We start from the raw sequence: 25286 nt of genomic DNA on the forward strand, positions 1-25286 counted from the left end.
TACTGTCATGTTAATGAGAATTATTCGCAATAATAAACTGCCAGGGCGAAAGGGCGCAAGCGTTTTGAAAAACTCGGTGAATAGCAAAATCAAGTCGCCAGATAGTCGATCACCCGGCGGAATATGAAGCGATTCAAAGCAATTCAGGCAAAGCGACCGCCAGTAACGCAAAGACCTCCTCCTGCGCGAAACAGAACGCAAACGTTCCGCGCAGGAGGAGGTCCCGGGTCGAGTGACGCGTGCCGGACGTCGGCACGCTGACGATCAGAATTCGACGGTGGCGTTGGCGATGAATGTCCGCACGGCGCCCGGCAGCACGTAGTAGCCGTAACCGGTCGTCCAGTAACGCTTGTCGAACAGATTGCTGACGCCCGCGCGGAACACCACGCTCTTGCCTGCGATTTCCGTGTCGTATTTCGCGCCGATATCGACCGTCGTATAGGACGGCACGATGAACTGATTCGCGGCGTTGAGCGCCATATTGCCGGTGTACTTCACGCCCGCGTCGAGCGTCAGGCCGTGCACGAAGTGCGGCGAGTATTCGACGCGCGCCGTGGCCTGGAAGCGCGGCGTGCCGTAAATGCGCTTGCCGTTCACGCTCGCGTCGTCGATGCCCACGCCCTTGGCGTTCAGCGCGAGCACGCCCGCCATCAGGCGCCAGTCGCGAACCGGCGAGACCCAGGCGCTGGCGTCGATGCCCATGTAACGCTCGGTGCCGTCCTGCACGTACACGTTGGCCGTGTTCGTGTAGTCGTAGCCACGGTCGATACGGAACAGCGCGACGTTGCCGCCCCAGCGCTGGTGATCCGTCTTGAAGCCGACTTCATACTGCTTGCTGCGCAGCGGACCGTAGACCTGAGGATAGTTCGTGTTGAACGTCGAAGCCGCGCCGCCTTGTTCGAGCGATTCGACATAGCTCACATAAGCCGTCGAATACGCATCGGTCTTGAACATGATCGCGCCAGTCGGCGTAACCGGGTTCTGGCTGTACTGCGAGGCGTAGCTCTGATCGACGTTGTACACGTCCTGACGATAGCGCGTGTACCGCACGCCCACGAGCGCCGACAAACGGTCGGTGAACTGCATCGTGTCGCTGGCGAACAGCGCGGCCTGCGTCGTGGTGTTCTCGCGATACATCTGCTCGTTGAACGACACGTCCGGATTCGTCAGCGTGATCGGCGTGTAGATATTGCCGCTGCCGAGCGAATAACCGCCGGACAGGCCGCCGGGCTCGTTGTCGTATTCGGCGGTTTGCGACGCATATTCCGCGCCGAGCGCCACATTGTGCTTGATGAAGCCGGTCGAGAATTTGCCTTGCACCATCGCGGTTACGTCCGAATAGAAGTAACGCGTGAGCGCGGTGTAAAGCGTATTCGAATAATCGCCCTGGGCGTCGTTGACCCACAGCAGGCTGTCGTTGTTATAACGATTGAGCTTCGAAAAGCGGTAATTGACGCTCGCTTTCCAGTCGTCCGAAATGCGGTATTGCAGACCGGTGCCCACCGACGTCGATTCCGTTTCGTACCAGTTTTGCGGCTGGCTGAGGCTGCGCGTCACGCGGCTCGCATCGGGAATCGCGGAATCGGCACCGTAAATCATGATGTCGAACAGCGTGCCGTTCTGCTTGGTCTTCTGATAGAGCGCGTCCGCGGTCAACGTGAGATCCGGCGTGATGCGGAAGTCGAGCGCGAGCGACGCCATCTGGCGACGGATGTGACCATTCGATTCGGCCGTGTTGCCGTCTTCGTTGGCCGCATTCAGTCGATAACCGAAGCGGTTGTCGTTGCCGAAACGTCCGCCCAGATCGACGCTTTCGGTGAATACGCCCGCCGACTGATAGCCGAACGTGAAGGCGTGATACGGATCGTCGGTCGGACGCTTGAGCACGTAGTTGACGATGCCGCCCGGCGCGCTGAAACCGTACATGAAACCGCTGAGGCCCTTCAGCAACTGGACCTGCTCGAACGCTTCGAGCGGCAGGTTCATGTCCCAGCCCGCGAAGCTCTGGCCGTCGATCTTGTTGCCGTTCAACTGGTCGAGCTGGATGCCGCGAATGCTGAACGTCGAGTTCTCGCCGGTCTTGCTGTCGCCGACGATGGAAACCGCCGGGTCGTACTTGAACACGTCGTTGATGCTGGTCGCGCGCAGATCCTTGATGTCTTCGCTCGACTTCACGTCGGTCGAGAACGGTGTGTCGACCTGCTTGGCCGTGCCGAGCGCGCCGGCGCTCACGCGGTCCGTGCGCAGCGCGTCGTCCGCGGCCGATGCCGAGACCTTGACGGTCGGCAGCGTCTGGGTGGACGCATTGCTCGATGCGCCGGTCGCCGACGCGCTGGCGCCGGTCGTCGCATCGGTTGCGGAAGCGGAAACCGCTGCGGCAGCCGGAGCCGTCTGGGCGACGCTAACTTGCGGCAGGACCGCGAACGCGGTGCTGACGAGGCTCAGCGCGGCCAGCGAAATCGGCGAGCGGCAAAGGAAAAGCGCGGACGGACGAAGCGAAGACGATGTGACCCCGGAAGACGATGCCGTATTTTTTTTCATTCTGCGTAAGGGTGGCGCGTTGGTGGCGCGGTGATGACGCGTGCTCGAGCTCCATTACGTTTGATAACGAGCCGTGCACTCAATGAGAACGGGTCGCATTATCAATTAGCCATTGTGCATTGACAAACGGTGTTGTGCGGCCGCAACTATTTGATTTCTTTCATTATTATTACGTTCCGTCCCCGGCGAAGAAGACCACGCGCATGCAGCGCGAACGCACGCCGACGCGAGCCGCACCTCGCGACGTTGCGAACCGGATCGCGGTTGAAGAAGAAAATTAGACGCAGAAACAGAAAGGGCGCGGTTCGCACCGCGCCCTGTCCGCAACCGGCGAGCGAAATTCAGCGAGCGAATTTCAGCGCCGCGCCCGCTCCACTTCGAGATAACGCTCGTGCAGCGCTTGCCCGAACACGGTATCGACCTCGCGCGGCACGCCCACGCGCGTGAACAGCGCGATCGGCGGCAGCGTCCAGTCGAAGGTGTAGGGCACGATCGCCACGCCCGCGATATGCACGAGCTCCTCGGCGATATCGGCGGGCACGATCGACACGGCGTCGTCGTTGGCCACGATCATTTCGCCGATCAGGCGCGACGTATAGCTCTCGACGATCGGCACCGGCGGCGAGACGCCCGCGTGCAGGAACAGGTCGTCGATCTGCTCGCGGATGGGCGTGTTGGGCGCGCCCAGAATCCAGTCGAGTTCCGCGAGCTTCTGCCAGTTCGCCTTGCTGCGCGCGAGCCGCGCGGCCAGACGGCGGCTCGCGATCAGACGCGGCGTCTGCTGATGCAGCACTTCGAAGCGCAATTGCGCGACGTCGACGGTCGCCGACGCGCGGCCAATCACGATATCGAGCGTGTGATCGCGCAGTTGCGGCAGCAGCGCGTCGCTGGTGCCTTCGTGGATCGTCATGGTCACGCGCTGCGGCAGGCGCGACTGCGCGAGCCGGATCGCCGAAGAAAGCGTGCGCCCCGAAATGAACGGGATCACGCCCACGTGCAGACGCGCGGCGTGGCCGGAATGCACGGCCTCGATGTCGCGCGCGAGGTGGTCGAGATCGTGCAGCATGGCCTGGGCGCGCGCCAGCACGACGTTGCCGAGCGGCGTGGGCGTCATGCCGCGCGGGGAACGGTCGAACAGCGGCGCGCCGAACATGCTCTCCATTTCGGCCAGCGCATTGGTGACGGCGGGCTGGCTCGTGGCCATGTGCTCGGCCACGCGGGTCAGCGATCCGTGCTGGCGGATCTGCAGCAGCAGCACGAGGTGACGCATTTTCAGGCGCGTATTGAGGCGCCGGGTAACTTCTTCGATGCTGAAAGACACGTTCCGCTTGTCCACGGGGCTACCGGAGGGGTATCCGGGGAGGTATCAGGAAAAAATAATGGCCCCATACTAAATCAAAATGGGGAGCTGATGACGGCTCACTAGAATCGCCTCATTCGAACATGACCGCCGCGCCGTCCGCGCGCCCGGCACACTATCAGAGTGAGGAACATGAACAAGACCGATCGTCAGGCCGCCCTCGAATATCACGAATTCCCCACGCCGGGCAAGATTTCCGTGACGGCCAGCAAGCCGCTCGTCACGCAGCGCGACCTCGCACTGGCCTACACGCCGGGCGTCGCCGTGGCCTGCGAGGAGATCGTCACCGATCCGCAGAACTCGTTCCGCTACACCGCGCGCGGCAACCTCGTGGGCGTGATCACGAACGGCACGGCCGTGCTCGGTCTGGGCAATATCGGCGCGCTGGCGTCGAAGCCGGTCATGGAAGGCAAGGCGGTGCTGTTCAAGAAGTTCGCCGGCATCGACGTGTTCGACATCGAAGTCACGGAAAGCGATCCGGACAAGCTCGTCGACATCATCGCGAGCCTCGAAGCCACTTTCGGCGGCATCAATCTGGAAGACATCAAGGCGCCGGACTGCTTCACGGTCGAGCGCAAGCTGCGCGAGCGCATGAAGATTCCGGTCTTCCACGACGATCAGCACGGCACGGCGATTACCGTTTCGGCGGCGTTCCTCAACGGTCTGAAGGTGGTCGGCAAGGACATTTCGAAGGTCAAGGTCGTGACCTCGGGCGCGGGCGCGGCGGCGCTGGCCTGTCTGGACCTGATGGTCGATCTGGGCCTGCCGCTCAAGAACATCTGGGTGACGGACATCGACGGCGTGGTCTATCAAGGCCGCACGACGCTGATGGATCCGGACAAGGAGCGCTTCGCGCAGGACACCTCCGCGCGTTCGCTGAGCGAAGTGATCGACGGCGCGGACGTGTTCCTCGGTCTCTCGGCGGGCGGCGTGCTCAAGGCCGAGATGGTCAAGAAGATGGCCGACAAGCCGCTGATTCTCGCGCTGGCCAACCCCACGCCGGAAATCTTCCCCGAGATCGCGCTCGAAGCGCGACCGGACGCGGTGCTGGCCACGGGCCGTTCGGACTTCCCGAACCAGGTCAACAACGTGCTGTGCTTCCCGTACATCTTCCGCGGCGCGCTCGACGTGGGCGCGACCACCATCACGCGCAAGATGGAAATCGCGGCGGTGCACGCCATCGCCCAGCTCGCCGAAGAAGAACTGAACGACTCGGTCGCGGCCGCCTACGGCGCGTATGACCTGCGCTTCGGCCCGAAGTACCTGATTCCGAAGCCGTTCGATTCGCGCCTGATCGTGCGTATCGCGCCGGCTGTGGCGAAGGCCGCGATGGAAGACGGCGTGGCCACGCGTCCGATCGACGACTTCGCCGCCTATACGAACGAGCTGCAACAGTTCGTGTACCACTCGGGCGCGTTCATGAAGCCGATCTTCGCGGCCGCCAAGCAGTTCGTCCGTGACGGCGCGAAGTCGCGCATCGTGTTCGCGGAAGGCGAGGAAGAGCGCGTGCTGCGCGCGGTGCAGGTGATCGTCGACGAGAAACTCGCGCGTCCGATCCTGATCGGCCGCCCCGAAGTGCTGCTGGCGCGCATCGAGAAGTTCGGCCTGCGCCTGAAGCTCGGCGAAGACGTCGAAGTCACGAATCCGGAATACGACGAGCGCTTCCATCAATACTGGACCACGTATTGGGAACTGCGTTGCCGCGACGGCATTTCGAAGGAAATGGCGCGCGTGGAAATGCGCCGCCGTCTCACGCTGATCGGCGCGATGATGGTGCGCCTCGGCGACGCCGACGGCATGGTGTGCGGCACGGTGGGCGCATATCACGACCACCTGCGTTTCGTCGACGAAGCGATCGGCATGCGTCGCAACGCGAAGACGTATGCGGCGATGAATATCCTGCTGCTCGACAAGCGCACGGTTGCGATCGTCGATACGCACATCAACGACAATCCGAACGCGGAACAGATCGCCGAATTCACGCTGGCCGCCGCGCGCCAGATGGAATGGCTCAATCTGCAACCGAAGGTCGCGCTGCTGTCGCGCTCGAATTTCGGCTCGGGCAGCTCGGCGTCGGGCACGAAGATGCGCGAAGTGCTCAAGCTCGTCACGGAGCAGAATCCGGATCTGGAAATCGACGGTGAAATGCACGGCGATTGCGCGCTGGACGAAGCGCTGCGCGAGCGTATCCTGCCGCATTCGAAGCTCAAGGGCGCGGCCAATCTGCTGGTGTGCCCGAACGTGGATTCGGGGAATATCGCCTATAACCTGCTGAAAACGGGTGCGGGCAGCAACGTGGCCGTGGGTCCGTTCCTGCTCGGCGTGAATGCGCCGGTGAACATTCTCACGTCCAGCTCGACGGTGCGACGCATCATCAACATGACGGCCTTGACGGTGCTGCAAGCGAATCGCGACTGATCTTTTAGATTGGCGGTTTCTAAAGACGGCGTGCCTGGTGAATAACCGGGCGCGCCGTTTTTTATTCGACTTCGTTTGCACTTTTTTGCGGCGATGCAGCAACGCGCTGTATGCGCCCGATTCGCGCTGATTATCCAACTCGCATCGGCGCGATACGCTTTTGTTATTGCCCCATGCTTCATCCGGATTGTTCCGCTATCGCGGACTGCCTATATTGCTTGAGCAATGCTCAAGTCCAATATCAGGAGACACCGCATGAAGCTGGTCCGCTGGGGAAGTAAGGGTAGTGAAAAGCCGGGCGCGCTCGATCGCGATGGGCGCGTGCGCGATCTCTCCAGCGTGCTGCCCGATCTCGCGGGCGCCGCGCTCTCGTCCGCTTCCCTCGCCGGACTCGGTTCACTCGATCTGCACAGTCTGCCGCTCGCGCCCGCCGATGCGCGCCTCGGTCCCTGCGTGGGCCAGGTCGGCAAGATCATTTGCGTCGGCCTCAATTATTCCGATCACGCCGCCGAATCCAATATGCCGGTGCCGAGCGAGCCCGTGCTGTTCTTCAAGGCGACGAGTTCGATTGTCGGTCCGAATGACGACGTCGTGATTCCGCCCGGCGCGCAAAAAGTCGATTGGGAAGTCGAACTCGGCGTGGTGATCGGCGAAGAAGCGCGCTACGTCTCGCGCGAGCGGGCGCTCGATTATGTGGCCGGTTATTGCGTCGTGAACGACGTCTCGGAGCGCGCGTGGCAGATCGAACGCGGCGGTCAATGGGACAAGGGCAAAAGCGCGGATACCTTCGCGCCGCTCGGCCCGTGGCTCGTCACGCGCGATGAGATTCCCGATCCGCAGGCGCTCGACATGTGGCTCGACGTCGACGGCAAGCGTTATCAGCAAGGCAATACGCGCACGATGATTTTCGACGTGGCCACCGTCGTGTCCTATATCAGCCACTTCATGAGCCTGCAGCCCGGCGATGTGATTTCCACCGGAACGCCGCCCGGCGTCGGCATGGGCCAGAAACCCGCGCCGGTTTATCTGCGCGCGGGTCAGGTCATGCGCCTCGGCGTGGCGGGACTCGGCGAGCAGCAGCAGCGCACCGTGGCAAGCACGGCGCAGGCATCGGCATTCACACGATAAAGGGCGGGCGTCATGAATCAACTCGATCTGAAGAACCGCGTCATGGTGATTACCGGCGGCGCGCGCGGCATTGGTTATGCGGTGGCGCAGCGCGCTTTGCGCTCGGGCGCGGCCGTCGCGCTCTGGGATATCGACGCCGAGCGGCTCGAACGTTCGCGCAAGGAATTGTCGGAACTGGGCAGCGTCTCCGCGGTGAAAGTCGAACTCACGGACGAGCATTCCGTGGAAGCCGCCGCGCAGCAGACCGTGAAGGATCATGGCGGGATTCACGCGCTCGTGAATAGCGCGGGCATTACGGGCGGCAATGGCCTGATGTGGGAATTGCCGGTCGAAGTCTGGCGGCGCGTGATCGACGTGAATCTGATCGGCAGCTATCTGACCTGCCGCGCCGTGGTGCCGCGCATGCTCGAACAGGGTTATGGGCGCATCGTCAATATCGCTTCGGTGGCGGGCAAGGAAGGCAATCCGAATGCCTCGCACTACAGCGCATCGAAAGCGGGCTTGATCGGTTTGACGAAATCGCTCGGCAAGGAACTCGCCACGAAGAATATTCTCGTGAATGCGGTTACGCCCGCGGCGGCGAAAACCGAAATCTTCGATTCGATGAAGCAGGAGCACATCGACTATATGCTCGCGAAGATTCCGATGAACCGTTTCCTGATGCCCGATGAAGCCGCCGCGATGATCGTCTGGCTGTGCTCGGAAGATTGCGCGTTCAGCACCGGGTCGGTATTCGATTTGTCGGGCGGCCGCGCGACGTATTGAAGCGCTGAGCTCGCCAGCCGATGCGCCCGTTTTTCGGGCGCGTCACCTTACCGCCGGATCAGGAGAGTTCGATGTCGAGCGAAGCATCGCAGGCGTCATTGCATGCGCAGTCCGCGGTCGGCAAGGCCATGCGCAGGCTGTTGCCGTTCCTGCTCTTGATGTATGTGCTCGCCTTTCTCGATCGCGCGAATATCGGATTCGCGCAGAAGGCGTTGCAGCACGACACCGGTTTGTCGGATGCCGCATTCGCATTCGGCGCGGGCGTGTTTTTCGCGGGTTATGCGCTGTTCGAGGTGCCGAGCAATCTGCTGTTGCACCGCATGGGCGCGCGCATCTGGATGTGCCGCATCATGGTCACGTGGGGCCTGGTTTCGGCCGCGATGGCGTGGGTTCAATCGCCCACGTCGTTCTATGTCCTGCGCTTTTTGCTCGGTGTAGCGGAAGCGGGTTTCTTTCCCGGCATCATTTATTACCTCACGCAGTGGTTTCCGCAGTCGTCGCGCGCGCGTGCAATCGGCCTGTTTTATTTCGGCGCGCCGCTGGCGTTTATCTTCGGCGGACCATTGTCGGGATTCCTGATCGATCTGCATGGCGTCGGCGGGCTGGCGGGCTGGAAGTGGCTGTTTCTCGTCGAAGGCGCGCTGGCTTCGGCCGTGGGCGTGTGGGCGTTCTGGTATCTGACCGATCGTCCCGACGACGCGCGCTGGCTCGACATCGACGAACGGCGCGCGCTGGCGGCGGCGTTACGCGTCGATGCGGGCGAGGCGATGGCGCACGGTCCGCGCGATGCGCTCGCGGCGCTCGTCGACAAGCGCGTGCTCGCGTATGCCGCGATTTACGCGCTGATTCAGATGAGCGTCTACGGCGTGGTGTTTTTCCTGCCGCAGCAAGTGGCTTCGCTGGCGGGCGCGAAGGTCGGCCTGAAGGTCGGGCTGCTCGCGGCGGTGCCCTGGCTGTGCGCCGTGGCGCTCACGTGGATCGTGCCGCGCCGCGCCGATCGTTTCGGCAGCCATCGTGCGTGGACCGTGCGTCTGCTCGTGCTGTCCGGGCTCGGCATCGCCGTGTCGGGCGCGGCGGGCGGCGCGGGGTCCACGGCCAGCGCCATCGTGGCGATGGCGGCGCTCTGTTGCGCGGCCAGCGGCTTCATTGCCGCGCAGCCGCTGTTCTGGACGTTTCCTGCACGCGAACTCGCGGGCACGGCGTCGGCGAGCGGCATCGCGCTCATCAACTCGCTGGGCGGTCTGGGCGGCTTCATCGCGCCGCTGATGCGCGCCGCCGCGGACAACCATTTCGGCTCGCACGCGGCGGGCCTCGTATTGCTGGGATTCGCGAGCCTCGCCGCGGCGGCGCTCGTACTCATCGTCGTACCTCGCGCGGGCGCACGCACCGCGGCTGCCTTCGAGCGGGCCGCCGGGCGCGCGCGCTGAACGCACGGACATCCACTTTCAGGAGCAACGTCACATGGCCATGCCAACCATCAAGCAGGTGCGCGCGTTCACCGTCCGCGGCGGCGGCGCCGATTATCACGATCAGGCCGACGGTCACTGGATCGACGACCACATTTCCACGCCGATGGCGCGTTATCCCGAGTATCGGCAAAGCCGCCGCTCGTTCGGCATCGACGTGCTCGGCACGCTCGTGGTCGAAGTGGAAGCGAGCGACGGCACCGTGGGTTTCGCGGTGACGACGGGCGGCGAGATTGGCGCATTCATCGTCGAGAAGCATCTCGCGCGCTTTCTCGAAGGCCAGCGCGTGACCGACATCGAAAAGATGTGGGATCAGATGTATTACGCGACGCTTTATTACGGCCGCAAGGGCGTGGTGCTCAATACCATTTCGGGCGTCGATCTCGCGCTGTGGGACTTGCTCGGCAAATTGCGCCAGGAACCGGTTTATCAATTGCTGGGCGGTCCGGTGCGCGACGAACTCGTGTTCTATGCAACGGGCGCGCGCCCCGATCTCGCGAAGGAAATGGGTTTTATCGGTGGCAAACTGCCGTTGCAACACGGACCGGCGGAAGGTGAGGAAGGCCTCAGAAAGAATATCGAAACGCTTGCGACGATGCGCGAGCGCGTCGGTGACGATTTTTGGCTCATGTACGATTGCTGGATGAGTCTCGACGTGCGTTACGCCACGCGTCTTGCGCAGGCCGCGCAGGAATACAAGCTCAAGTGGCTCGAAGAATGCCTGCCGCCCGACGATTACTGGGGCTACGCCGAACTGCGCAAGAACGTGCCGCGCGGCATGCTGGTGACGACGGGCGAGCATGAAGCCACGCGCTGGGGCTTCCGCATGCTGCTCGAAATGGGCTGTTGCGACATCATTCAGCCGGACGTGAACTGGTGCGGCGGCATGACGGAACTCATCAAGATCTCCGCGCTCGCGGACGCGCATAACGTGATGGTCGTGCCGCACGGTTCTTCGGTGTACAGCTATCACTTCGTGGTGACGCGCCACAACTCGCCCTTCGCCGAATTCCTGATGATGGCGCCGAAGGCCGACGAAGTGGTGCCGATGTTCACGCCGCTGCTGCTCGACGAACCGGTGCCCGAGCGCGGTCGCCTGAAAGTGCCGGAAACGCCGGGCTTCGGCGTGCGTTTGAATCCCGATTGCAAGCTCACGCGCCCTTACTCGCACTGAACGCATTCAGGCGTCATTCAGGCGTCGTTCAAGCGCGCCTCGCTCGACACAACGAAAGGAGAATGCATCGTGCTGCTCAAGGACAAGGTGGTGATCGTCACCGGCGGTTCGCGCGGCATCGGGCGGGCCATTGCGCTCGCCAGCGCGCGCGAGGGCGCCGACGTCGCGATCAATTACTGGGGCGACAACGACGCCACATATGGCCGGCGTTCGGCGATTTCGGAAGTGCTGGACGAGATCGAGCGCCTGGGACGTCGCGCGATCGCGGTGGAAGGCAACGTGGCCGCGCCGCAAACGGGCGTCGATCTCGTGCGCCAGACGGTCGAGCAATTCGGCAAGGTCGACGTGCTCGCGAGCAATGCGGGCGTGTGCCCGTTCCATTCGTTTCTCGACTTGCCGCCCGCGGTGCTCGAACGCACCATCGGCGTGAATCTGAATGGCGCGTTCTACGTCACGCAGGCCGTGGCGCGGCAAATGAAGGAGCAGGGTACGGGCGGCGCGATTGTCGCGACGAGTTCGATCAGTGCGCTCGTGGGCGGCGGCATGCAGACGCATTACACGCCGACCAAAGCGGGCGTGCATTCGCTGATGCAATCGTGCGCAATTGCGCTCGGGCCGTACGGCATCCGCTGCAATTCGGTCATGCCCGGCACGATCGCCACGGACCTGAATGCGGAAGATCTCGCCGACGAATCGAAGCGCGCCTACTTTGAAAAGCGTATTCCGCTAGGCCGTCTCGGCGCGCCCGACGACGTGGCCGAATGCGTGGTGTTTCTGGCTTCGGATCGCGCGCGCTATGTGACCGGTGCGTCGCTATTGGTGGACGGCGGTCTGTTCGTCAATCTTCAGTAATCCGTATGAATCAAGAATTGCCCGCGAGGGTCGCAGATTTCGTTGATTTCGCCAGTTTCGTGGCGTGCGTATCGTGAACGGGATCGTCGACCTTGAACGGCTGCGAGAAACGGCGCAGCAGCCCGACGAAATGCTCGGCCGGTTCCGCGAGCGCTTCGTTCTTGCGCGTGAGCACGCCGAACCCGGGCAGGCTCTTGCCGATTTCGAGCGGCAGCACCACGAGCAGTTTGCCCCGCACATGATCGCGCACGACGGACTCGGGCAGCATGGCCACGGCGTCGAAACTTTCGAGCAGTTGCAGCGTGGCGAAGATCGAGGCCGATTCGGTGAGATTCATCGGCGTGGCGAGACCGGCGCGCGCGAGTTCGCCTTCGAACAATTCGCGCGCGGGACTCGTGATGGGCTGGGCGACCCACGGCCAGTCCATCAGTTCGGCAAGCGTGATGTGCTCGTGGCGCGCGAGCGGATGGCGCGCGCGCACGACCAGCACGAGCGTTTCGCGCGCCAGCGGCTCGAAGCTGAAATCGTTGTGCTGCAATGGCGTGGTGAGGCGGCCGAGCGCGAGATCGACGTCGCGCCGATGCAGCAGTTGCACGACCTGGTCGCTCGTTTCGCCGAGGATGCGCACGTGCAGCAGCGGGCGCTCGGTCTTGAGCATGGCAACCGCATGCGCGAGCAGATCGGGCGCGGCGCCCATGATGGCGCCCACGGTCAACTGGCCGTGACCGCCGCGCCGCTTGACGTCGAGATCTTCGGCGAAACGCGTGAGGTCGGAGAGCGCGCGGCGCGCGTAGGCGAGCGTGACGACGCCGAGCGCCGTGGGCTGCATGCCGCGTGCATTGCGTTCGAAGAGGCGAAAGCCAAAGGCCTCTTCGATGTCGCTGAGCATGCGGCTCGCGCTGGGCTGCGCCACGTTGATGACGTCGGCGGCCTGATGCACGTTGCGTGCGTCGTCGAGCGCGACGAGCAAGGCCAGATGTTTGAACTTGAGTCGGTTGACGAGCGAGACGACGGCGGTCTGATGGTTCATGGGTCCTGCGATCCGGTTTAAGTATCGCCCGATCCCAACATCGGATTGGTTGGCTATCGATGGGCGAATTATAGTCGTTCGAATCGCTGCGAAACATGGAATAAAGACGGGCCAGGGCAAACGCCAGGGCGCGCGCATAAACAGCGGAACAGCGGATCGGCGCAAGCACGCTGGACGGAGACACGATCATGGAAACAATGGCGTTTCGCATGCAGCTCAATCCCGGCAAACGGGACGAATACGAGCGGCGTCACCGCGAAATCTGGCCGGAACTCGCGCAGGCGTTGCGCGACGCGGGCGTGAGCGATTACTGGATCTTTCTCGACGACAGCACGCATGCGCTGTTTGCCGTGCTCAAGCGGCCCGCCGATCACGGCATGGACCGTTTGCCCGAAACGGCCATCATGCGCAAATGGTGGGATTACATGGCCGACATCATGCAGACGGGCGAGGGCAACGTGCCCGTGGCGCATCCGCTCGTGCCGGTGTTTCATCTGCCTTGAAACGGTGCGCGGCGGCGCGATACCTTACCGCCGCTTAGCCGCCGTGTCCGTTTTCACGCCGCCGTCATGATTCGCCTTGAGGAGCATGCCATGCAGGTCGTCGATCCGCACGTCCACTTCTGGGACCTCGACACGCATCACTATCCGTGGCTCGCAAAGCCGGCCACGTCGTTCGTGTGCGATGCGCGCGAACTCAAGCATAACTATCTGCCCGCCGATCTCGTGCGCGAGGCCGGCGATATCGACGTGCTCAAAGTGGTGCACGTCGAGGCGAATCACGATCCCGCCGATCCGGTGGAAGAGACGCGCTGGCTCGAATCGCTCGCGGATGCCGACGGCAATCCCGCACGCGGTTTGCCCAACGCCATCGTGGCCGCCTGCGATCTGAGCGCCGCCAATGCGGCGGAGATTCTCGCGCAGCATGTGGTTTTCAAACGCGTGCGCGGCATTCGCCAGATTCTCAACGTGCACGCGAATCCGCTTTATGACTACGTGGGCCGCCACTATATGCGCGAGGCCGCGTGGCGCGAGCATTTCGCGTTACTGGAGCAACACGGTTTTTCGTTCGATCTGCAACTGTATCCCGCGCAGATGGAAGAAGCCGCCGCGCTCGCACGCGCGTATCCGGGCATTGCGCTCATCGTCAATCATTGCGGCATGTTCGTCGATCGCAGTAGCGTGGCGGGCTGGCGCGCGTGGCGCGACGGTCTGCGCCTGCTCGCGGCGTGCCCGAACGTATCGGTGAAGATCAGCGGGCTCGCGATGTTCGATCACACGTGGAGCGTGGAAAGCCTGCGCCCCTACGTGCTCGAAGTTATCGACGCATTCGGCGCGCAGCGCGCGATGTTCGCGTCGAATTTCCCGGTCGATCGTCTGTTCGGCAGTTACGCCGATTTGTGGCACGCCTACGCCGCGATCGTGAACGACGCCAGCGAAAGCGAAAAAGCCGCGCTGTTTCGCGGCAACGCCGAACGCATTTATCGCATCTAGCGACGCCTTGCTCGCGCACGCAAACCGGCGCGAGCGGCGAATCAGGAGACATGCGTGGAATCGAAAATCATGGCCGCCATGGCCGCAAACGTACCGCGTCTCGAACTGCGCCGCGCGAGCAAATCCTTCGGGCGCGTGCGTGCGCTCGTCGATGGCTCGCTCGTGCTCAAGGCGGGCGAGGTGCATGCGCTGCTCGGCGAAAACGGCGCCGGAAAATCGACGCTGGTGAAAATACTCGCGGGCGTGCATCGTCCCGATGGCGGCGAGTTAACCATCGACGGCGAAGCGCGCGAATTCACCTCGCCCGCGCAGGCGCGCGATGCGGGTATCGCAGTGATTTATCAGGAACCCACTTTGTTTTTCGATCTGTCGATCGCGGAAAACATTTATATGGGCCGTCAGCCCGTCGACAAGGTGGGGCGCATCGATTACAACACGATGCATCGCGAAGTCGCGGCGCTGCTCGCGTCGCTCGGCGTGGACCTCAAGGCCGAGCGACTCGTGCGCGGTCTGTCGATCGCCGATCAACAGGTGATCGAAATTGCGAAGGCGCTGTCGCTCAACGCGAACGTGCTGATCATGGACGAGCCCACGGCAGCGCTCTCGTTGCCCGAAGTCGAGCGGCTCTTCACGATTGCGCGCAAGCTGCGCGAGCGCGGCGTGGCGATTCTGTTCATCACACACCGGCTCGAAGAAGTGTTCGTGCTCACGCAGCACGTGACCATCATGCGTGACGGTGCGAAAGTGTTCGACGCGCCCACGTCCACGCTGAATACGCAGGACATCGTCGCGAAGATGGTGGGCCGCGATCTCGCGACGTTCTACCCGAAAGCCGAGGTGCAGCCCGGCGACGTGATGCTGCGCGTGCGCGGCCTCACGCGGCGCGGCGTCTTCAAGGACATCGCCTTCGACGTGCGCGCGGGCGAGATCGTCGCGCTCGCGGGACTCGTGGGCGCGGGCCGCAGCGAAGTGGCGCGCGCGATCTTCGGCATCGATCCGAGCGATGCGGGACAGGTGCAGATCGCAGGCAAGCCGCTGAAAATGGGCATGCCAGCGGCAGCGGTGAAGGCGGGCCTCGCGCTCGTGCCCGAAGACCGGCGACAGCAGGGGCTTGCGCTCGAACTCAGCATTGCGCGCAATGCGTCGCTCACGGTGCTCGGTCGTCTGGTGCGATTCGGCCTGATTTCAGCGGGCCGCGAAGTGCAGCTCGCGGGGCAATGGGGCACGCGGCTGCGCCTCAAGGCCAGTGATCTGAACGCGCCGGTGGGCACCTTGTCGGGCGGCAACCAGCAAAAAGTGGTGCTCGGAAAATGGCTCGCGACGGGGCCGAAAGTGCTGATCATCGACGAACCCACGCGCGGGATCGACGTGGGTGCGAAAGCCGAAGTCTACGGCGCACTCGCCGAACTCGTGCGCGAAGGGATGGCGGTGCTGATGATTTCGAGTGAGTTGCCGGAAGTGCTCGGCATGGCCGATCGCGTGCTGGTGATGCACGAAGGCCGCATCACCGCCGATATCGCGCGCGCCGACGCCAACGAGGAGCGCATCATGAGTGCGGCGCTTGGCCAGACCAACATTCATCTGGGGCATGCAGCATGATGGGTCATTCCACTTCTCCCCATCCCTTGCACGGCGGCGAGCCGCGCGCGCGGCGCAATAGCGCGTCGGCGCTGGTGCAAGCGCTCGCGAAAAGTCGCGAAACCACGCTATTTGTGGTGCTGTTGCTGATTATCGGCGGCACGTCGCTCGCGAAACCGCAATTCCTCAATTTGCAGAATCTGCGCGACGTATTGCTCAACGTCTCCATCGTGAGCTTGCTCACGGCGGGCATGACCATCGTGATCCTGATGCGCCACATCGATCTTTCGGTGGGCTCGACGGTGGGCGTGAGCGCGTACGCGGTCGGCAGTCTGTACGTGGCGTTTCCGCATATGCCCGTGATCGTCGCGCTGCTTGCGGGGCTGGCGATCGGCGTGGTGGCGGGTTCGATCAACGCGCTGCTCGTCGCGGTGGGGCGCGTGCCGTCACTGGTCGCCACATTGTCGACGCTGTATATCTTTCGCGGTGCGGATTATGCGTGGGTGCATGGCGGACAGATCAACGCGACGAGTCTGCCCGATGCGTTCTCGCGTCTTGCCACCGGCTCGCTGCTCGGCGTGCCGGTGCTCGCGCTGATTGCCGTCGTGCTGCTGATTGCGCTTTCGGTGTATCTCAAGCAATTCCGTCCGGGCCGCGAATACTATGCGATCGGCTCGAATCCGGAAGCTGCGCGACTCGCGGGTATCAACGTCGAACGTCGCGTGGCGATGGGCTTCATGATCAGCGGCGCGATTGCCGGGCTCGCGGGCGCGCTGTGGCTCGCGCGATTCGGCACCGTGGATGCGAGCACGGCGAAGGGCATCGAATTGCAGGTCGTGGCCGCCGCCGTGGTGGGCAGCGTGGCGATCACGGGCGGCGTGGGCACGATCCTGGGCGCGACGCTCGGCGCGCTGGTGCTCGGTGTCATCAGCATCGCGCTCGTCGTGCTGCACGTCTCGCCGTTCTGGGAGCAGGCCATTCAGGGCGCGCTGATCGTCGCGGCGATTACCGCCGACACGCTGCTTGCCCGCTCCGTCGCCAAACGCATGATGAGGAAACGCGATCATGGCTAAACCTGCTTCCAAACCCGATTCGGCCTTGCTCACGCGTCGCGCGGGCCTGCCGCTCAGTTGGGAAACGCTGCTCGTGGCGATACTCGCGATCTCGCTGATCGCGGGGCGCGTGCTCTCGAACGTGTTTCTCACGGGCGCGAATCTGAGCAATGTGCTCGCCGATCTCACCGAAGTCGCGCTGATGGCCTTGCCGATGACGCTCATTATCGTGGCGGCCGAAATCGATCTTTCGGTGGCGTCGGTGCTCGGCGCGTCGAGCGCGCTGCTCGGCGTGCTCTGGCACATGGGCGTGCCGATGCCGATCGCGATGGTGCTCGTGATCGTGGCGGGCGGCCTTGCGGGCCTCTTCAACGGGCTCGTGATCGTGAAGCTGAATCTGCCTTCGCTGGCCGTGACGATCGGCACGCTCGCGCTGTTTCGCGGCCTGGCGTATGTGCTGCTCGGCGATCAGGCGATTGCCGATTTTCCGCCGGCTTATACGCTGTTTGGCATGAGCAATCTGGGCAGCACGTTTATTCCGCTGCCGTTTTTGATCGTTGCCGCATGCGCCGTGATTTTCACCTTGCTGCTGCAAGCCACCGCGTTCGGACGCAGCCTCTACGCGATCGGTGCGAACAGCACGGCCGCTTCGTTTTCGGGCATCGATGTGGCGAAGGTGAAGATTCGCCTCTTCGTGCTGTCCGGTGTGATGAGCGCGCTCGCGGGCATCGTTTATACGCTGCGTTTTACGAGTGCGCGCGGCGATAACGGCGAAGGGTTCGAGTTGTCGGTCATCGCGGCGGTGCTGTTCGGCGGCGTGAGTATTTTCGGCGGACGCGGCTCGATGTATGGCGTGCTGCTCTCGCTGCTGATCGTTGGCGTGCTGAAGAATGCGCTGACGCTCGCCGATGTGTCGAGCGAAACGCTGACCATCGTGACGGGCGCATTGCTGCTCGCCTCGGTGCTGATTCCGAATCTGGCGGCGCGCTGGCGCACGCTGCGAGACCGTCGCGCGCTTGCGCGTCAGACTGCATGAAACGCGAATTGCAAGCACGCATGCGTAGTTTAAGAGGTTGTTGATTCACGCAACACCCGCAGGGAAAACACGAAGCAATAACGAAGCAAAAGCGAAGCAACAAGCGAAGCAAAAGCGCCCGAATCGCTTCGGGCATCCATCGAGGAGACACGTTCATGATGAAGCCAGTACGCCACATGTGCACGGCCCTGCTGTGCGCGACGCTGTTGGGCGCGGGATTGACCGCGCACGCCGCCGGCATCAAGGAAGGCTTGAAGATCGCCTTCGTGCCGAAACAGATCAACAACCCGTATGAAGTGATCGCCGATAACGGCGGCATGGACGCCATCAAGGAGTTCAAGGGCGAGGGCAAGGTGGTTGGCCCGTCGGATGCGGGCGCGTCGTCGCAGGTTTCGTACATCAATACGCTGACCACGCAGCATCAGGACGCCATCGTCATCGCCGCCAACGACGCGAATGCGCTCGTGCCGTATCTGAAGCGTGCGATGGCGCAAGGTATCAAGGTCGTGACTTTCGATTCCGACACGGCGCCCGACGGCCGGCAGATCTTCGTGAATCAGGCCAACGCGGAAAGCATTGGACGCGGCCAGATTCAACTCGTCGCGAAGCTGATGAATAACGAAGGCGAATTCGCGATTCTTTCGGCTACGCCGAATGCCACGAATCAGAATACGTGGATCAAGTGGATGCAGGAAGAATTGAAGAAGCCCGAATACGCGAAGATGAAACTTGTGAAAATCGCGTACGGCAACGACGACGACCAGAAGTCCTTCGTCGAAACGCAGGGTCTGCTGCAGGCGTTTCCGAATCTGAAGGCCATCGTCGCGCCGACTTCGGTGGGCATTGCGGCGGCGGCGCGTTATATCTCGTCGTCGTCGAGCAAGGGCAAGGTGGCGGTCACGGGTCTCGGCACGCCTAACCAGATGCGCGCGTTCGTGAAGAACGGCACCGTGAAGGCGTTCCAGCTCTGGGATCCGGGTGCACTCGGTTATCTCGCGGCGTACGCGGCGGCGAATCTCGCCTCGGGCACGATCACCGGCAAGGAAGGCGATACGTTCGACGCGGGCAAACTCGGCAAGCGCACGGTTGGCAAGAGCGGCGAAGTGATTCTCGGACCGCCCACGACCTTCGACGCGTCGAACATCGACAATTTCAATTTCTGAAAGAGCGATTGCGTTTTGCGATTTGACGCAATTCAATGCGATGCAAACCGACCCGGCGCTGCCGGGTCTTTTTTTGTCCCGTCATTTCACGTCGTGTTTATGGCCTCTTTTATGATTGTCATCGACGCGGGGTAAAGGTTTTGTCTGACTAAAGAGAATAGAGCGAATAGTCGTTATTTGTGTCTGCTCGTCCCTTCAGTTTTGCAAACGCCATGCCGATAGCATGGCGTGGCGTTGGCTGTCTGGCGATTCACGTCAGGCGCGGCGCACAAGGCAACTGCAAGGAATAGACGATGAAGCTCACCCTGAAGATTCCGCTCGCGTTTGCAGCGGCGCTGCTCCTGATGTTCGCGGGCGCGTTCTATGGAATCTACTCGCTGAATCAGTCGCTGACCGTTTACGGCACGACGGTGCAAAACAGCGTGGCGAACGAGCGCGCCGTGATGAACACGCTGCTCGCGTTCAAGGTGCAGGTTCAGGAATGGAAAGACACGTTGTTGCGCGGTAAGGATCCGGCGATGCTCGACAAGCATTGGTCGGCGTTTCAGGCGCGCGAGCGCGAAGTCGATACGCTGGCCGCGCAACTCAAGGCGAGTCTGCCCGCAGGCGAAAGCCGCGATTTGATCGATCAATTCGCGAGCGCGCACACGACGATGGGCGAAGGCTATCGCAACGGTCTGGCGGCATTCAAGGCTGCGGGTTTCGATCCCACCGCCGGCGATCACGCCGTCGCGGGCGTGGACCGCGCGCCCGCTGCGCTGCTCGATCAGGCCGCCCGCAAGATCGCTGCGGACAGCGCGCAGATCTCCGCCGACGCCGAACAGCAGGCCCACCACGCGACGGCGATCAGCGCGGTGCTGATGGTGGCGGCGCTGATCGTGTCGATGACGGGTAGCTGGTTATTCAGCCGAACCGTGACGAAGCCGCTCGCGCGCGCGCTCGATTGCGCGAGCGCGGTGGCCGACGGCAATCTCGCGTTCGAGGTGCGGGCGAGCGGACGCGATGAAACGGCGCTGCTGCTGGGCGCGCTCAAGGGCATGCAGCGCAGCCTCGTGAACGTGGTGAGCCAGGTGCGCGGACATGCGGAAGGCGTGGCGTCGGCGAGCGGGCAGATTGCGGCGGGCAATCAGGGTTTGTCGTCGCGGACGGAGGAGCAGGCGGCCTCGCTCGAGGAAACGGCCGCGAGCATGGAGCAGATCACGGCCACCGTGCGCCAGAACGCGGCGAATGCGAAACAGGCGGCGCTGCTGGCCAGCGACGCGGCGGGCACGGCGGTGCGCGGCAAGGATCTGATGGCCGAAGTGGTCGAGACCATGCGCGGCATTTCGACGAGTTCCGGCGAGATCGTCGATATCATCGCGGTCATCGACGGTATCGCTTTTCAAACCAATATTCTCGCGTTGAATGCCGCGGTCGAAGCCGCGCGCGCGGGCGAGGAAGGGCGCGGATTCGCCGTGGTCGCGTCGGAAGTGCGCACGCTCGCGCAGCGCAGCGGCGCGGCGGCGAAGGAGATCAAGAAGCTGATCGAAGCGTCGGCGCAACGCATCGAAGCCGGATCGTCGCTCGTGAACGACGCGGGCAGCGTGATCGAGGACATGGTGGGCGCCGTGCAGCGCGTGACGACCATCATCGACGAAATCGCCACGGCTTCGCAGGAGCAAAGCACCGGCATCGAGCAGGTGAATGTGGCGGTCACGCAGATGGACGAAGTCACGCAACAGAATGCGGCGCTCGTGGAAGAGGCGTCGGCGGCCGCGCATGCACTGGCCGAGCAGGCGGTGGAATTGCGCGAGGCGGTGGGCGTGTTCAGGCTCGCCTGATACCCCATACGTTCGATTCGAATAAAAAAACGGCACGGCGAGTTGATTCGCCGTGCCGTTCTTTATTTGCAGCTAGTGGTCCGCGTATTTGCGCTAAAACGCCATCACGCAATAAACGAATGCGATAGCGACGGATTCACTGCGGAGCGCGCCGCATCAGTCCCAATGACGATGCTTGTTACCGTGGTGACGCTTGCCGTGATAGCCGCGCGAGTAATCGTCCGCGTACGAATTCGAACGCGAGATATTGCCGCCGAGCGCCGAGCCGGCGCCGCCGCCGAGCGCCGCGCCGTGAATGGCCGCGATCACCAGCTTGTGGCAGGACTCCATGCGGGCGCAGACTTCGGGCAGCGCGGGCGGTTGCGGCGGCTTGCCGAATTCGCGGATGTCGGCGCCGGCGATGAAGTTGCGGCCCGCGCCGACGATCAGCACGGCCTGCACGGCGTCGTTCGACTCGGCGTGCTCGATGGCGGCCGCGAGACCGCGCCGCACGTCGACGCCGAGCGCATTCACGGGCGGGTTGTCGACGGTGACGAGCAGCACCTTGCCGCGCAGTTCGTGGGTGACGGGAGAAGCGGGAACGGCCGTGTCGATTGCCATGGAAGGTGTCTCCGGATTGAGGGCCCGACAGGCGCCGGGCCCGGAAGGCGGTTCTCTGATATTCGTTTTATTGTGTGTACGCCAAGGTTAATTGACAATCCCATGGTTCGTTGACAGACTGTCAAAGATTCTTTGACAATAGTCAGTCTGCAGAACACTCCGAGACCCGAACGTGGATGTCAATGCGCTAACCATGCTGGTGGAGATACTCGACGCGGGCAATCTGAGCGAGGCGGCGCGCCGGCTCAAGATGAGCCGCGCGAACGTGAGCTACCACCTCAATCACCTCGAAAAATCGGTCGGGCTGCAACTCGTGCGCCGCACCACGCGGCGCGTCGAGCCGACCGAGATCGGCCTGAAGCTCTACGAGCATGGACGCTCGATCCAGAACGCGCTGCTGGCGGCGCGCGAGTCGGTGTCCACGCTCGGCAAGAGTTTGCAGGGGCGCGTGCGTCTTTCCGTGCCGAGCGGCTATGGCCAGCTCGTGATGTCGGATTGGCTGATCCGCTTCAAGCGGCTTTATCCGGGCATCGTGCTCGACGTGATGTTCGAAAATCGCGTGGAAGATCTGCTGCGCGACGAAGTCGACATCGCCGTGCGCGTGATGCACGAACCGCCGCAGAATCTCGTCGCGCGCGACATGGGCGCGGTGAAGTACATCATCTGCGCGTCGGCGCAGTGGGCGCAGCAGCACGGCATGCCGCAGACGCTGGAGGATCTGGCGAGCGCACCCGTGATCACCGCCACGGTGGTCGGGCGGCAATTGCGTCTCGCGGGCTATCTGGACGAGGACCGGCACGAGGTGCTGCTCGAACCGGCGATTATTTCGGAGAACTTCCTGTTTTTGCGCCAGTCGATTCTGTCCGGACTCGGCGTGGGCATCGTGCCCGACTACGTGGTGCAGGACGACATCCGGCTCGGCGCGGTGGTGACGTCGCTCGACGCGTGGCGTCTGAGCATCTTCGGCACGCACATGTACATGCTGTACATGCCGAACCGCCACCATACGCGCGCCGCCGCCACCTTCATCGACTTCGTGCTCGAGGAAGCGCACAAGACGGGGCGCGGCGCCGCCGCGTAAGCGAGCATCGCGGCGGCTTCGGCGGCGGCATTTACCACAGCGCTTGCGGCTGCAATGCGAGCCGGTTTACACGCCCGTGAGCTGGTTCGTCAGCTCGACGGCGGGCTGCGAGGTGTTGCCGCCTTGCGCGACCAGCAGATGGATCTGCCCCACCGCGAGTTGCGAGAGCGTGCCCGAGATCGGCACCGAGGTGATCAGCCAGTCGGCGTTGTTCGCGAGACTGAAGCTCGCCGACTGGAAGATCGCCGTCTTGGAACCGGCGACCGTCACGATCGCGACGTAGGTGCCACCGTTCAGATAGTTCGAGTCCTGGCCGCTCGCCGGAACGGCGCTCTTGTACGCCACGCCGGCCATGGTCGGCGCCACGGTGTTGATGTCGGTGCCGGGCGCGACGATGTAGATGTCGAGGTTCTGCGCGTTGACGGTGGCGTTGAACGCACGCACGCGGGCGCTGTTGGAGAGCAGGCCCTTGTCGAACGGATCGTCGATCAGACCGATATCGCCGCCGGTCAGCGCAGGCAACGCGAGCACCGTATATTCGTGACCCTTCGCGACGTCGGGGAAGTTGCCGCTCGCGATCGCGGTGGTCGTGCCGGTGTTGGCGTAGGCCACGGTCGTGTTGCCCGTGTTGATGTTCGCGAAGTTGGTGACCTGTTTGTACGCGATGTTGGTCTGCAGGGCCGCGCCGTTCACGAGAAAGTCCACGTTGCCGCCGCCGGGCAGCGCGTGCACGAAATGGATCTCGGGGTTTTGCAGGCCGAGTTCCTTGCCTACGTCGTTGCCGCCGCCGCCGCATGCGCTCAGCAGGGCCGCCGCGCTCGCGAGCACGGCCAGGGTGCGAATCGTCTTCATCTCATCCACCTCATCGGGTTTCGTTTCCAGCTGTAGAAGGCACGGTGTATGTGTGCGCGTTTGTTATGGCTGTCCAGCCGCGCGGGCGAGTAGTGCTTGCCACGTAAAATGCCGCGCGCGGGCGGGCGAACATGGTCAGCAATCGCTGTGCCGTGGGGGGAGCGCTGCGTGGGTGAAGTCGTAACAAGGCGTAAGCGCGCCGGTGCGAACGCCTGCTCATAGGCGGCGCGGGCGTGCTTCGAAGGCGAGGGAAGCGGCGCGAAGTGGCGCGAGGTGGTGCGAAGTGGCGGGAGCAGAGCGCGTATAACCGCGCGTTGTCTTTACAACGAAAGCCGTGAAAACAGTGAAGCGGTGCCGCTTTCAAGCATGCGTCGGTGCTCAGGCATCCTGAGCGGGCTTGCCGTTCGGGTTCGGGTCCGCATCTTGCGCGCGCGGTTCAGGATGCGCGTCGTGCGCTTCGCGCGTGTCGCCCTTTTCGGCGATTGCGCCCGTGACGGGCGGGCGTCCGCGCGTGGCCGCCGCGAGCGGCACGCGCTGCTGCATGCCCGCCTTGGCGAGCATGTGCGCGCTGATCGGCGCGGTCAGAAACAGGAACGCCGGAATCAGCAACTCATGCAGACTCGCGAAGTTGTTGTGCGCGCTGAAATAGATCACCGAGGCGAGCACGATGCCGCCGACGCCCAGCGTGGTCGATTTGGTCGGGCCGTGCAGGCGCATGAAAAAGTCGGGCAGACGCGCGAGCCCGATGGCGCCGATCAGCGTAAACAGGCTGCCAATTAACAGCAGCACGCAGACGATCGCTTCGACGACGGTTTGCATCGGCGGGCCTCGTTCAGTTGAGTTCGATGATGTCGCCGCGCTGCAGATACTTCGTCAGCGCGACGGTGCCCACGAAGCCCATCACCGCGATCAGCAGCGCGACTTCGAAGAAGACCGTCGAGCGCAGGCTGATGCCGTACACCACGATCAGCGCGATCGCGTTGATGTTCAGCGTGTCGAGCGCGACGATGCGGTCGGGCAGCGACGGCCCGCGCACGAGCCGCACGAGCGTGAGCAGAAAAGCAAGGCCGAGGATCGCGAGCGAAACCGGAATGGCGATGGCTAGCATGCGAAGATCTCCATCAACGGGGCTTCGTAACGGGACTTGATGAGCGCGACGAGCGCGGCTTCGTCTTCGAGGTCGAGCACGTGCACGACGAGGCGCGTGCGGTCGTCGCTGAGTTCGGCGCAAAGCGTGCCGGGACTCAGCGAGACGATGCTGATGAGCGCCGTGAGCGCGATTTCGTGCGTGCTGTCGAGCGGCACTTCGATGAATGCGGGGCGCAGGCGCTTCGTCGGGCCGAGCACGAGCAGCGCGACTTCCGCGTTCGCCACCACGATATCGATCAGCACGTGCAGCGTGAGCCGCACGAGCCGCCATGGCTTGCCGAAGCGTACCGGCTGCAGCCACAGGCCTTCGCCGACGCAAAACGAAATCACGCAGCCCAGCGCCGCGCCGAGCAGCAGATTGCCCGGCGAGAGGTCGTTCATCAGCAGCACCCAGCAGACGAGCAGCACGAGGGTGAGCCAAGGATGCGGAAAGAGCCGTTTCAGCATGGTCAGCTCCCTTGGGCCGCGGGCGCGGGGGCGTTCGACGATGCAGCCGAATTTGCGTCCGAATTTACGTCCGAATTTACGTTCGAAGGCGCGGGCAGCACCGCATGCACGTAGGCTTCGCGGTCGAGCAGTTGTGCGGCGGTGTCGTCGAGATAGTGACGCACCGCGCCCGCACCCAGCGTGATCGCCGCCACGCAGCCCAGCAGTAGCGCGCAGGCCGCGAGCTTCGCGTTGCTGCCGCGCGGCGCGGGCGTGGTGGCGTTGGCCTGGGCGCGCGCGGG

22 protein-coding genes and 2 pseudogenes are annotated in these 25286 nt (G+C 63.4%); 15 read left to right on the top strand and 9 right to left on the bottom strand.

The window, feature by feature from the left end; all coding sequences use genetic code 11:
• Positions 1-264: 264 nt before the first annotated feature.
• Positions 265-2232 carry a TonB-dependent siderophore receptor gene (locus G3N97_RS04465; RefSeq protein WP_346778016.1) on the bottom strand — a complete coding sequence of 656 codons (1968 nt, stop codon included), beginning with the start codon at positions 2230-2232 and terminating at the stop codon, positions 265-267.
• Between the two features lie 7 nt (positions 2233-2239).
• On the opposite strand from G3N97_RS04465, the gene G3N97_RS40105 reads away from it, so the two are divergent.
• Positions 2240-2575: a hypothetical protein gene (locus G3N97_RS40105; RefSeq protein ID WP_346778017.1), complete on the top strand. Its 336-nt coding sequence runs from the start codon at positions 2240-2242 to the stop codon at positions 2573-2575.
• A 321-nt stretch (positions 2576-2896) separates the two neighbouring features.
• Here the strand turns inward: G3N97_RS40105 and G3N97_RS04470 are convergent, their stop codons facing one another.
• Positions 2897-3862: a LysR family transcriptional regulator gene (locus G3N97_RS04470; protein ID WP_205992114.1), complete on the bottom strand. Its 966-nt coding sequence runs from the start codon at positions 3860-3862 to the stop codon at positions 2897-2899.
• Positions 3863-4033: 171 nt separating this feature from the next.
• On the opposite strand from G3N97_RS04470, the gene G3N97_RS04475 reads away from it, so the two are divergent.
• From G3N97_RS04475 to G3N97_RS04500, 6 genes are all read left to right on the top strand, one after another.
• Positions 4034-6319 carry an NADP-dependent malic enzyme gene (locus tag G3N97_RS04475; RefSeq protein WP_205992115.1) on the top strand — a complete coding sequence of 762 codons (2286 nt, stop codon included), beginning with the start codon at positions 4034-4036 and terminating at the stop codon, positions 6317-6319.
• A 255-nt stretch (positions 6320-6574) separates the two neighbouring features.
• Positions 6575-7447, top strand: coding sequence for a fumarylacetoacetate hydrolase family protein (locus tag G3N97_RS04480; RefSeq protein ID WP_205992117.1), 873 nt, complete (start codon positions 6575-6577; stop codon positions 7445-7447).
• Positions 7448-7459: 12 nt separating this feature from the next.
• Positions 7460-8212 (top strand): SDR family NAD(P)-dependent oxidoreductase, encoded by a 753-nt coding sequence (locus G3N97_RS04485; protein ID WP_065065453.1) that lies wholly within the window; start codon positions 7460-7462, stop codon positions 8210-8212.
• Positions 8213-8283: 71 nt separating this feature from the next.
• Positions 8284-9639, top strand: coding sequence for an MFS transporter (locus G3N97_RS04490; protein WP_205992119.1), 1356 nt, complete (start codon positions 8284-8286; stop codon positions 9637-9639).
• 34 nt (positions 9640-9673) lie between these two features.
• Complete coding sequence (rhmD, locus tag G3N97_RS04495; protein WP_065065452.1) at positions 9674-10852, top strand: L-rhamnonate dehydratase; 1179 nt, start codon at positions 9674-9676, stop codon at positions 10850-10852.
• Positions 10853-10921: 69 nt separating this feature from the next.
• Positions 10922-11704, top strand: coding sequence for an SDR family NAD(P)-dependent oxidoreductase (locus G3N97_RS04500; RefSeq protein WP_065065451.1), 783 nt, complete (start codon positions 10922-10924; stop codon positions 11702-11704).
• A gap of 10 nt (positions 11705-11714) precedes the next feature.
• On the opposite strand, the gene G3N97_RS04505 is transcribed toward G3N97_RS04500, so the two are convergent.
• A complete protein-coding gene (locus G3N97_RS04505) occupies positions 11715-12734 on the bottom strand; it encodes a LysR family transcriptional regulator (RefSeq protein ID WP_205992121.1) in 1020 nt (339 codons plus the stop codon).
• Between the two features lie 188 nt (positions 12735-12922).
• Here G3N97_RS04505 and rhaM point away from each other — a divergent pair, with 188 nt between their 5' ends.
• The 7 genes from rhaM (at position 12923) to G3N97_RS04540 (ending at position 20876) form a co-directional block, all read left to right on the top strand.
• Positions 12923-13237, top strand: a complete 315-nt coding sequence (gene rhaM, locus G3N97_RS04510) for an L-rhamnose mutarotase (RefSeq protein WP_205992123.1) — start codon at positions 12923-12925, stop codon at positions 13235-13237.
• Between the two features lie 90 nt (positions 13238-13327).
• A complete protein-coding gene (locus G3N97_RS04515; RefSeq protein ID WP_205992124.1) occupies positions 13328-14227 on the top strand; it encodes an amidohydrolase family protein in 900 nt (299 codons plus the stop codon).
• 69 nt (positions 14228-14296) lie between these two features.
• Positions 14297-15826, top strand: coding sequence for a sugar ABC transporter ATP-binding protein (locus G3N97_RS04520; protein WP_205992146.1), 1530 nt, complete (start codon positions 14297-14299; stop codon positions 15824-15826).
• Positions 15823-16878 (top strand): ABC transporter permease, encoded by a 1056-nt coding sequence (locus G3N97_RS04525; RefSeq protein WP_205992126.1) that lies wholly within the window; start codon positions 15823-15825, stop codon positions 16876-16878. The genes G3N97_RS04520 and G3N97_RS04525 overlap by 4 nt, the downstream gene beginning before the upstream one ends.
• Positions 16871-17893, top strand: coding sequence for an ABC transporter permease (locus tag G3N97_RS04530; RefSeq protein WP_205992128.1), 1023 nt, complete (start codon positions 16871-16873; stop codon positions 17891-17893). The genes G3N97_RS04525 and G3N97_RS04530 overlap by 8 nt, the downstream gene beginning before the upstream one ends.
• Positions 17894-18048: 155 nt before the next feature.
• A complete protein-coding gene (rhaS, locus tag G3N97_RS04535; protein ID WP_205992129.1) occupies positions 18049-19056 on the top strand; it encodes a rhamnose ABC transporter substrate-binding protein in 1008 nt (335 codons plus the stop codon).
• Between the two features lie 293 nt (positions 19057-19349).
• Positions 19350-20876 carry a methyl-accepting chemotaxis protein gene (locus G3N97_RS04540; RefSeq protein ID WP_205992131.1) on the top strand — a complete coding sequence of 509 codons (1527 nt, stop codon included), beginning with the start codon at positions 19350-19352 and terminating at the stop codon, positions 20874-20876.
• A 270-nt stretch (positions 20877-21146) separates the two neighbouring features.
• Here G3N97_RS04540 and G3N97_RS04545 read toward each other — a convergent pair.
• A pseudogene (locus G3N97_RS04545) lies at positions 21147-21476 on the bottom strand (enoyl-CoA hydratase/isomerase family protein); the annotation flags it as partial.
• 172 nt (positions 21477-21648) lie between these two features.
• On the opposite strand from G3N97_RS04545, the gene G3N97_RS04550 reads away from it, so the two are divergent.
• Positions 21649-22557, top strand: coding sequence for a LysR family transcriptional regulator (locus G3N97_RS04550; RefSeq protein WP_205992133.1), 909 nt, complete (start codon positions 21649-21651; stop codon positions 22555-22557).
• Positions 22558-22623: 66 nt separating this feature from the next.
• On the opposite strand, the gene G3N97_RS04555 is transcribed toward G3N97_RS04550, so the two are convergent.
• The 5 genes and pseudogenes from G3N97_RS04555 to G3N97_RS04575 form a co-directional block, all read right to left on the bottom strand.
• Positions 22624-23409, bottom strand: coding sequence for a DUF4397 domain-containing protein (locus tag G3N97_RS04555; protein WP_205992135.1), 786 nt, complete (start codon positions 23407-23409; stop codon positions 22624-22626).
• A 378-nt stretch (positions 23410-23787) separates the two neighbouring features.
• A complete protein-coding gene (locus G3N97_RS04560) occupies positions 23788-24228 on the bottom strand; it encodes a Na+/H+ antiporter subunit G (protein ID WP_205992137.1) in 441 nt (146 codons plus the stop codon).
• A gap of 13 nt (positions 24229-24241) precedes the next feature.
• The gene (locus G3N97_RS04565) at positions 24242-24517 is read right to left on the bottom strand and encodes a K+/H+ antiporter subunit F (RefSeq protein ID WP_065063380.1); all 276 of its coding nucleotides are present in this window, start codon (positions 24515-24517) and stop codon (positions 24242-24244) included.
• Positions 24511-25005, bottom strand: a complete 495-nt coding sequence (locus G3N97_RS04570) for a Na+/H+ antiporter subunit E (protein WP_205992139.1) — start codon at positions 25003-25005, stop codon at positions 24511-24513. Before G3N97_RS04570 ends, G3N97_RS04565 begins: the two co-directional genes overlap by 7 nt.
• 2 nt (positions 25006-25007) lie before the next feature.
• Positions 25008-25286, bottom strand: a pseudogene (locus tag G3N97_RS04575) (hypothetical protein); the annotation flags it as partial.

It is taken from the genome of Paraburkholderia sp. Ac-20347, from assembly GCF_017104805.1.
GTDB classification, from domain to species: Bacteria; Pseudomonadota; Gammaproteobacteria; order Burkholderiales; family Burkholderiaceae; genus Paraburkholderia; species Paraburkholderia tropica.

Bases quoted from the DNA above. Each gene is read 5' to 3' on its own strand.
- G3N97_RS04475 (WP_205992115.1), top strand. From the start codon at position 4,034: ATGAACAAGACCGATCGTCAGGCCGCCCTCGAATATCACGAATTCCCC.
- G3N97_RS04480 (WP_205992117.1), top strand. From the start codon at position 6,575: ATGAAGCTGGTCCGCTGGGGAAGTAAGGGTAGTGAAAAGCCGGGCGCG.
- G3N97_RS04485 (WP_065065453.1), top strand. From the start codon at position 7,460: ATGAATCAACTCGATCTGAAGAACCGCGTCATGGTGATTACCGGCGGC.
- G3N97_RS04490 (WP_205992119.1), top strand. From the start codon at position 8,284: ATGTCGAGCGAAGCATCGCAGGCGTCATTGCATGCGCAGTCCGCGGTC.
- rhmD (WP_065065452.1), top strand. From the start codon at position 9,674: ATGGCCATGCCAACCATCAAGCAGGTGCGCGCGTTCACCGTCCGCGGC.
- G3N97_RS04505 (WP_205992121.1), bottom strand. From the start codon at position 12,734: ATGAACCATCAGACCGCCGTCGTCTCGCTCGTCAACCGACTCAAGTTC.
- rhaM (WP_205992123.1), top strand. From the start codon at position 12,923: ATGGAAACAATGGCGTTTCGCATGCAGCTCAATCCCGGCAAACGGGAC.
- G3N97_RS04515 (WP_205992124.1), top strand. From the start codon at position 13,328: ATGCAGGTCGTCGATCCGCACGTCCACTTCTGGGACCTCGACACGCAT.
- G3N97_RS04520 (WP_205992146.1), top strand. From the start codon at position 14,297: ATGGCCGCCATGGCCGCAAACGTACCGCGTCTCGAACTGCGCCGCGCG.
- G3N97_RS04525 (WP_205992126.1), top strand. From the start codon at position 15,823: ATGATGGGTCATTCCACTTCTCCCCATCCCTTGCACGGCGGCGAGCCG.
- G3N97_RS04530 (WP_205992128.1), top strand. From the start codon at position 16,871: ATGGCTAAACCTGCTTCCAAACCCGATTCGGCCTTGCTCACGCGTCGC.
- rhaS (WP_205992129.1), top strand. From the start codon at position 18,049: ATGATGAAGCCAGTACGCCACATGTGCACGGCCCTGCTGTGCGCGACG.
- G3N97_RS04540 (WP_205992131.1), top strand. From the start codon at position 19,350: ATGAAGCTCACCCTGAAGATTCCGCTCGCGTTTGCAGCGGCGCTGCTC.
- G3N97_RS04555 (WP_205992135.1), bottom strand. From the start codon at position 23,409: ATGAAGACGATTCGCACCCTGGCCGTGCTCGCGAGCGCGGCGGCCCTG.
- G3N97_RS04560 (WP_205992137.1), bottom strand. From the start codon at position 24,228: ATGCAAACCGTCGTCGAAGCGATCGTCTGCGTGCTGCTGTTAATTGGC.
- G3N97_RS04565 (WP_065063380.1), bottom strand. From the start codon at position 24,517: ATGCTAGCCATCGCCATTCCGGTTTCGCTCGCGATCCTCGGCCTTGCT.
- G3N97_RS04570 (WP_205992139.1), bottom strand. From the start codon at position 25,005: ATGCTGAAACGGCTCTTTCCGCATCCTTGGCTCACCCTCGTGCTGCTC.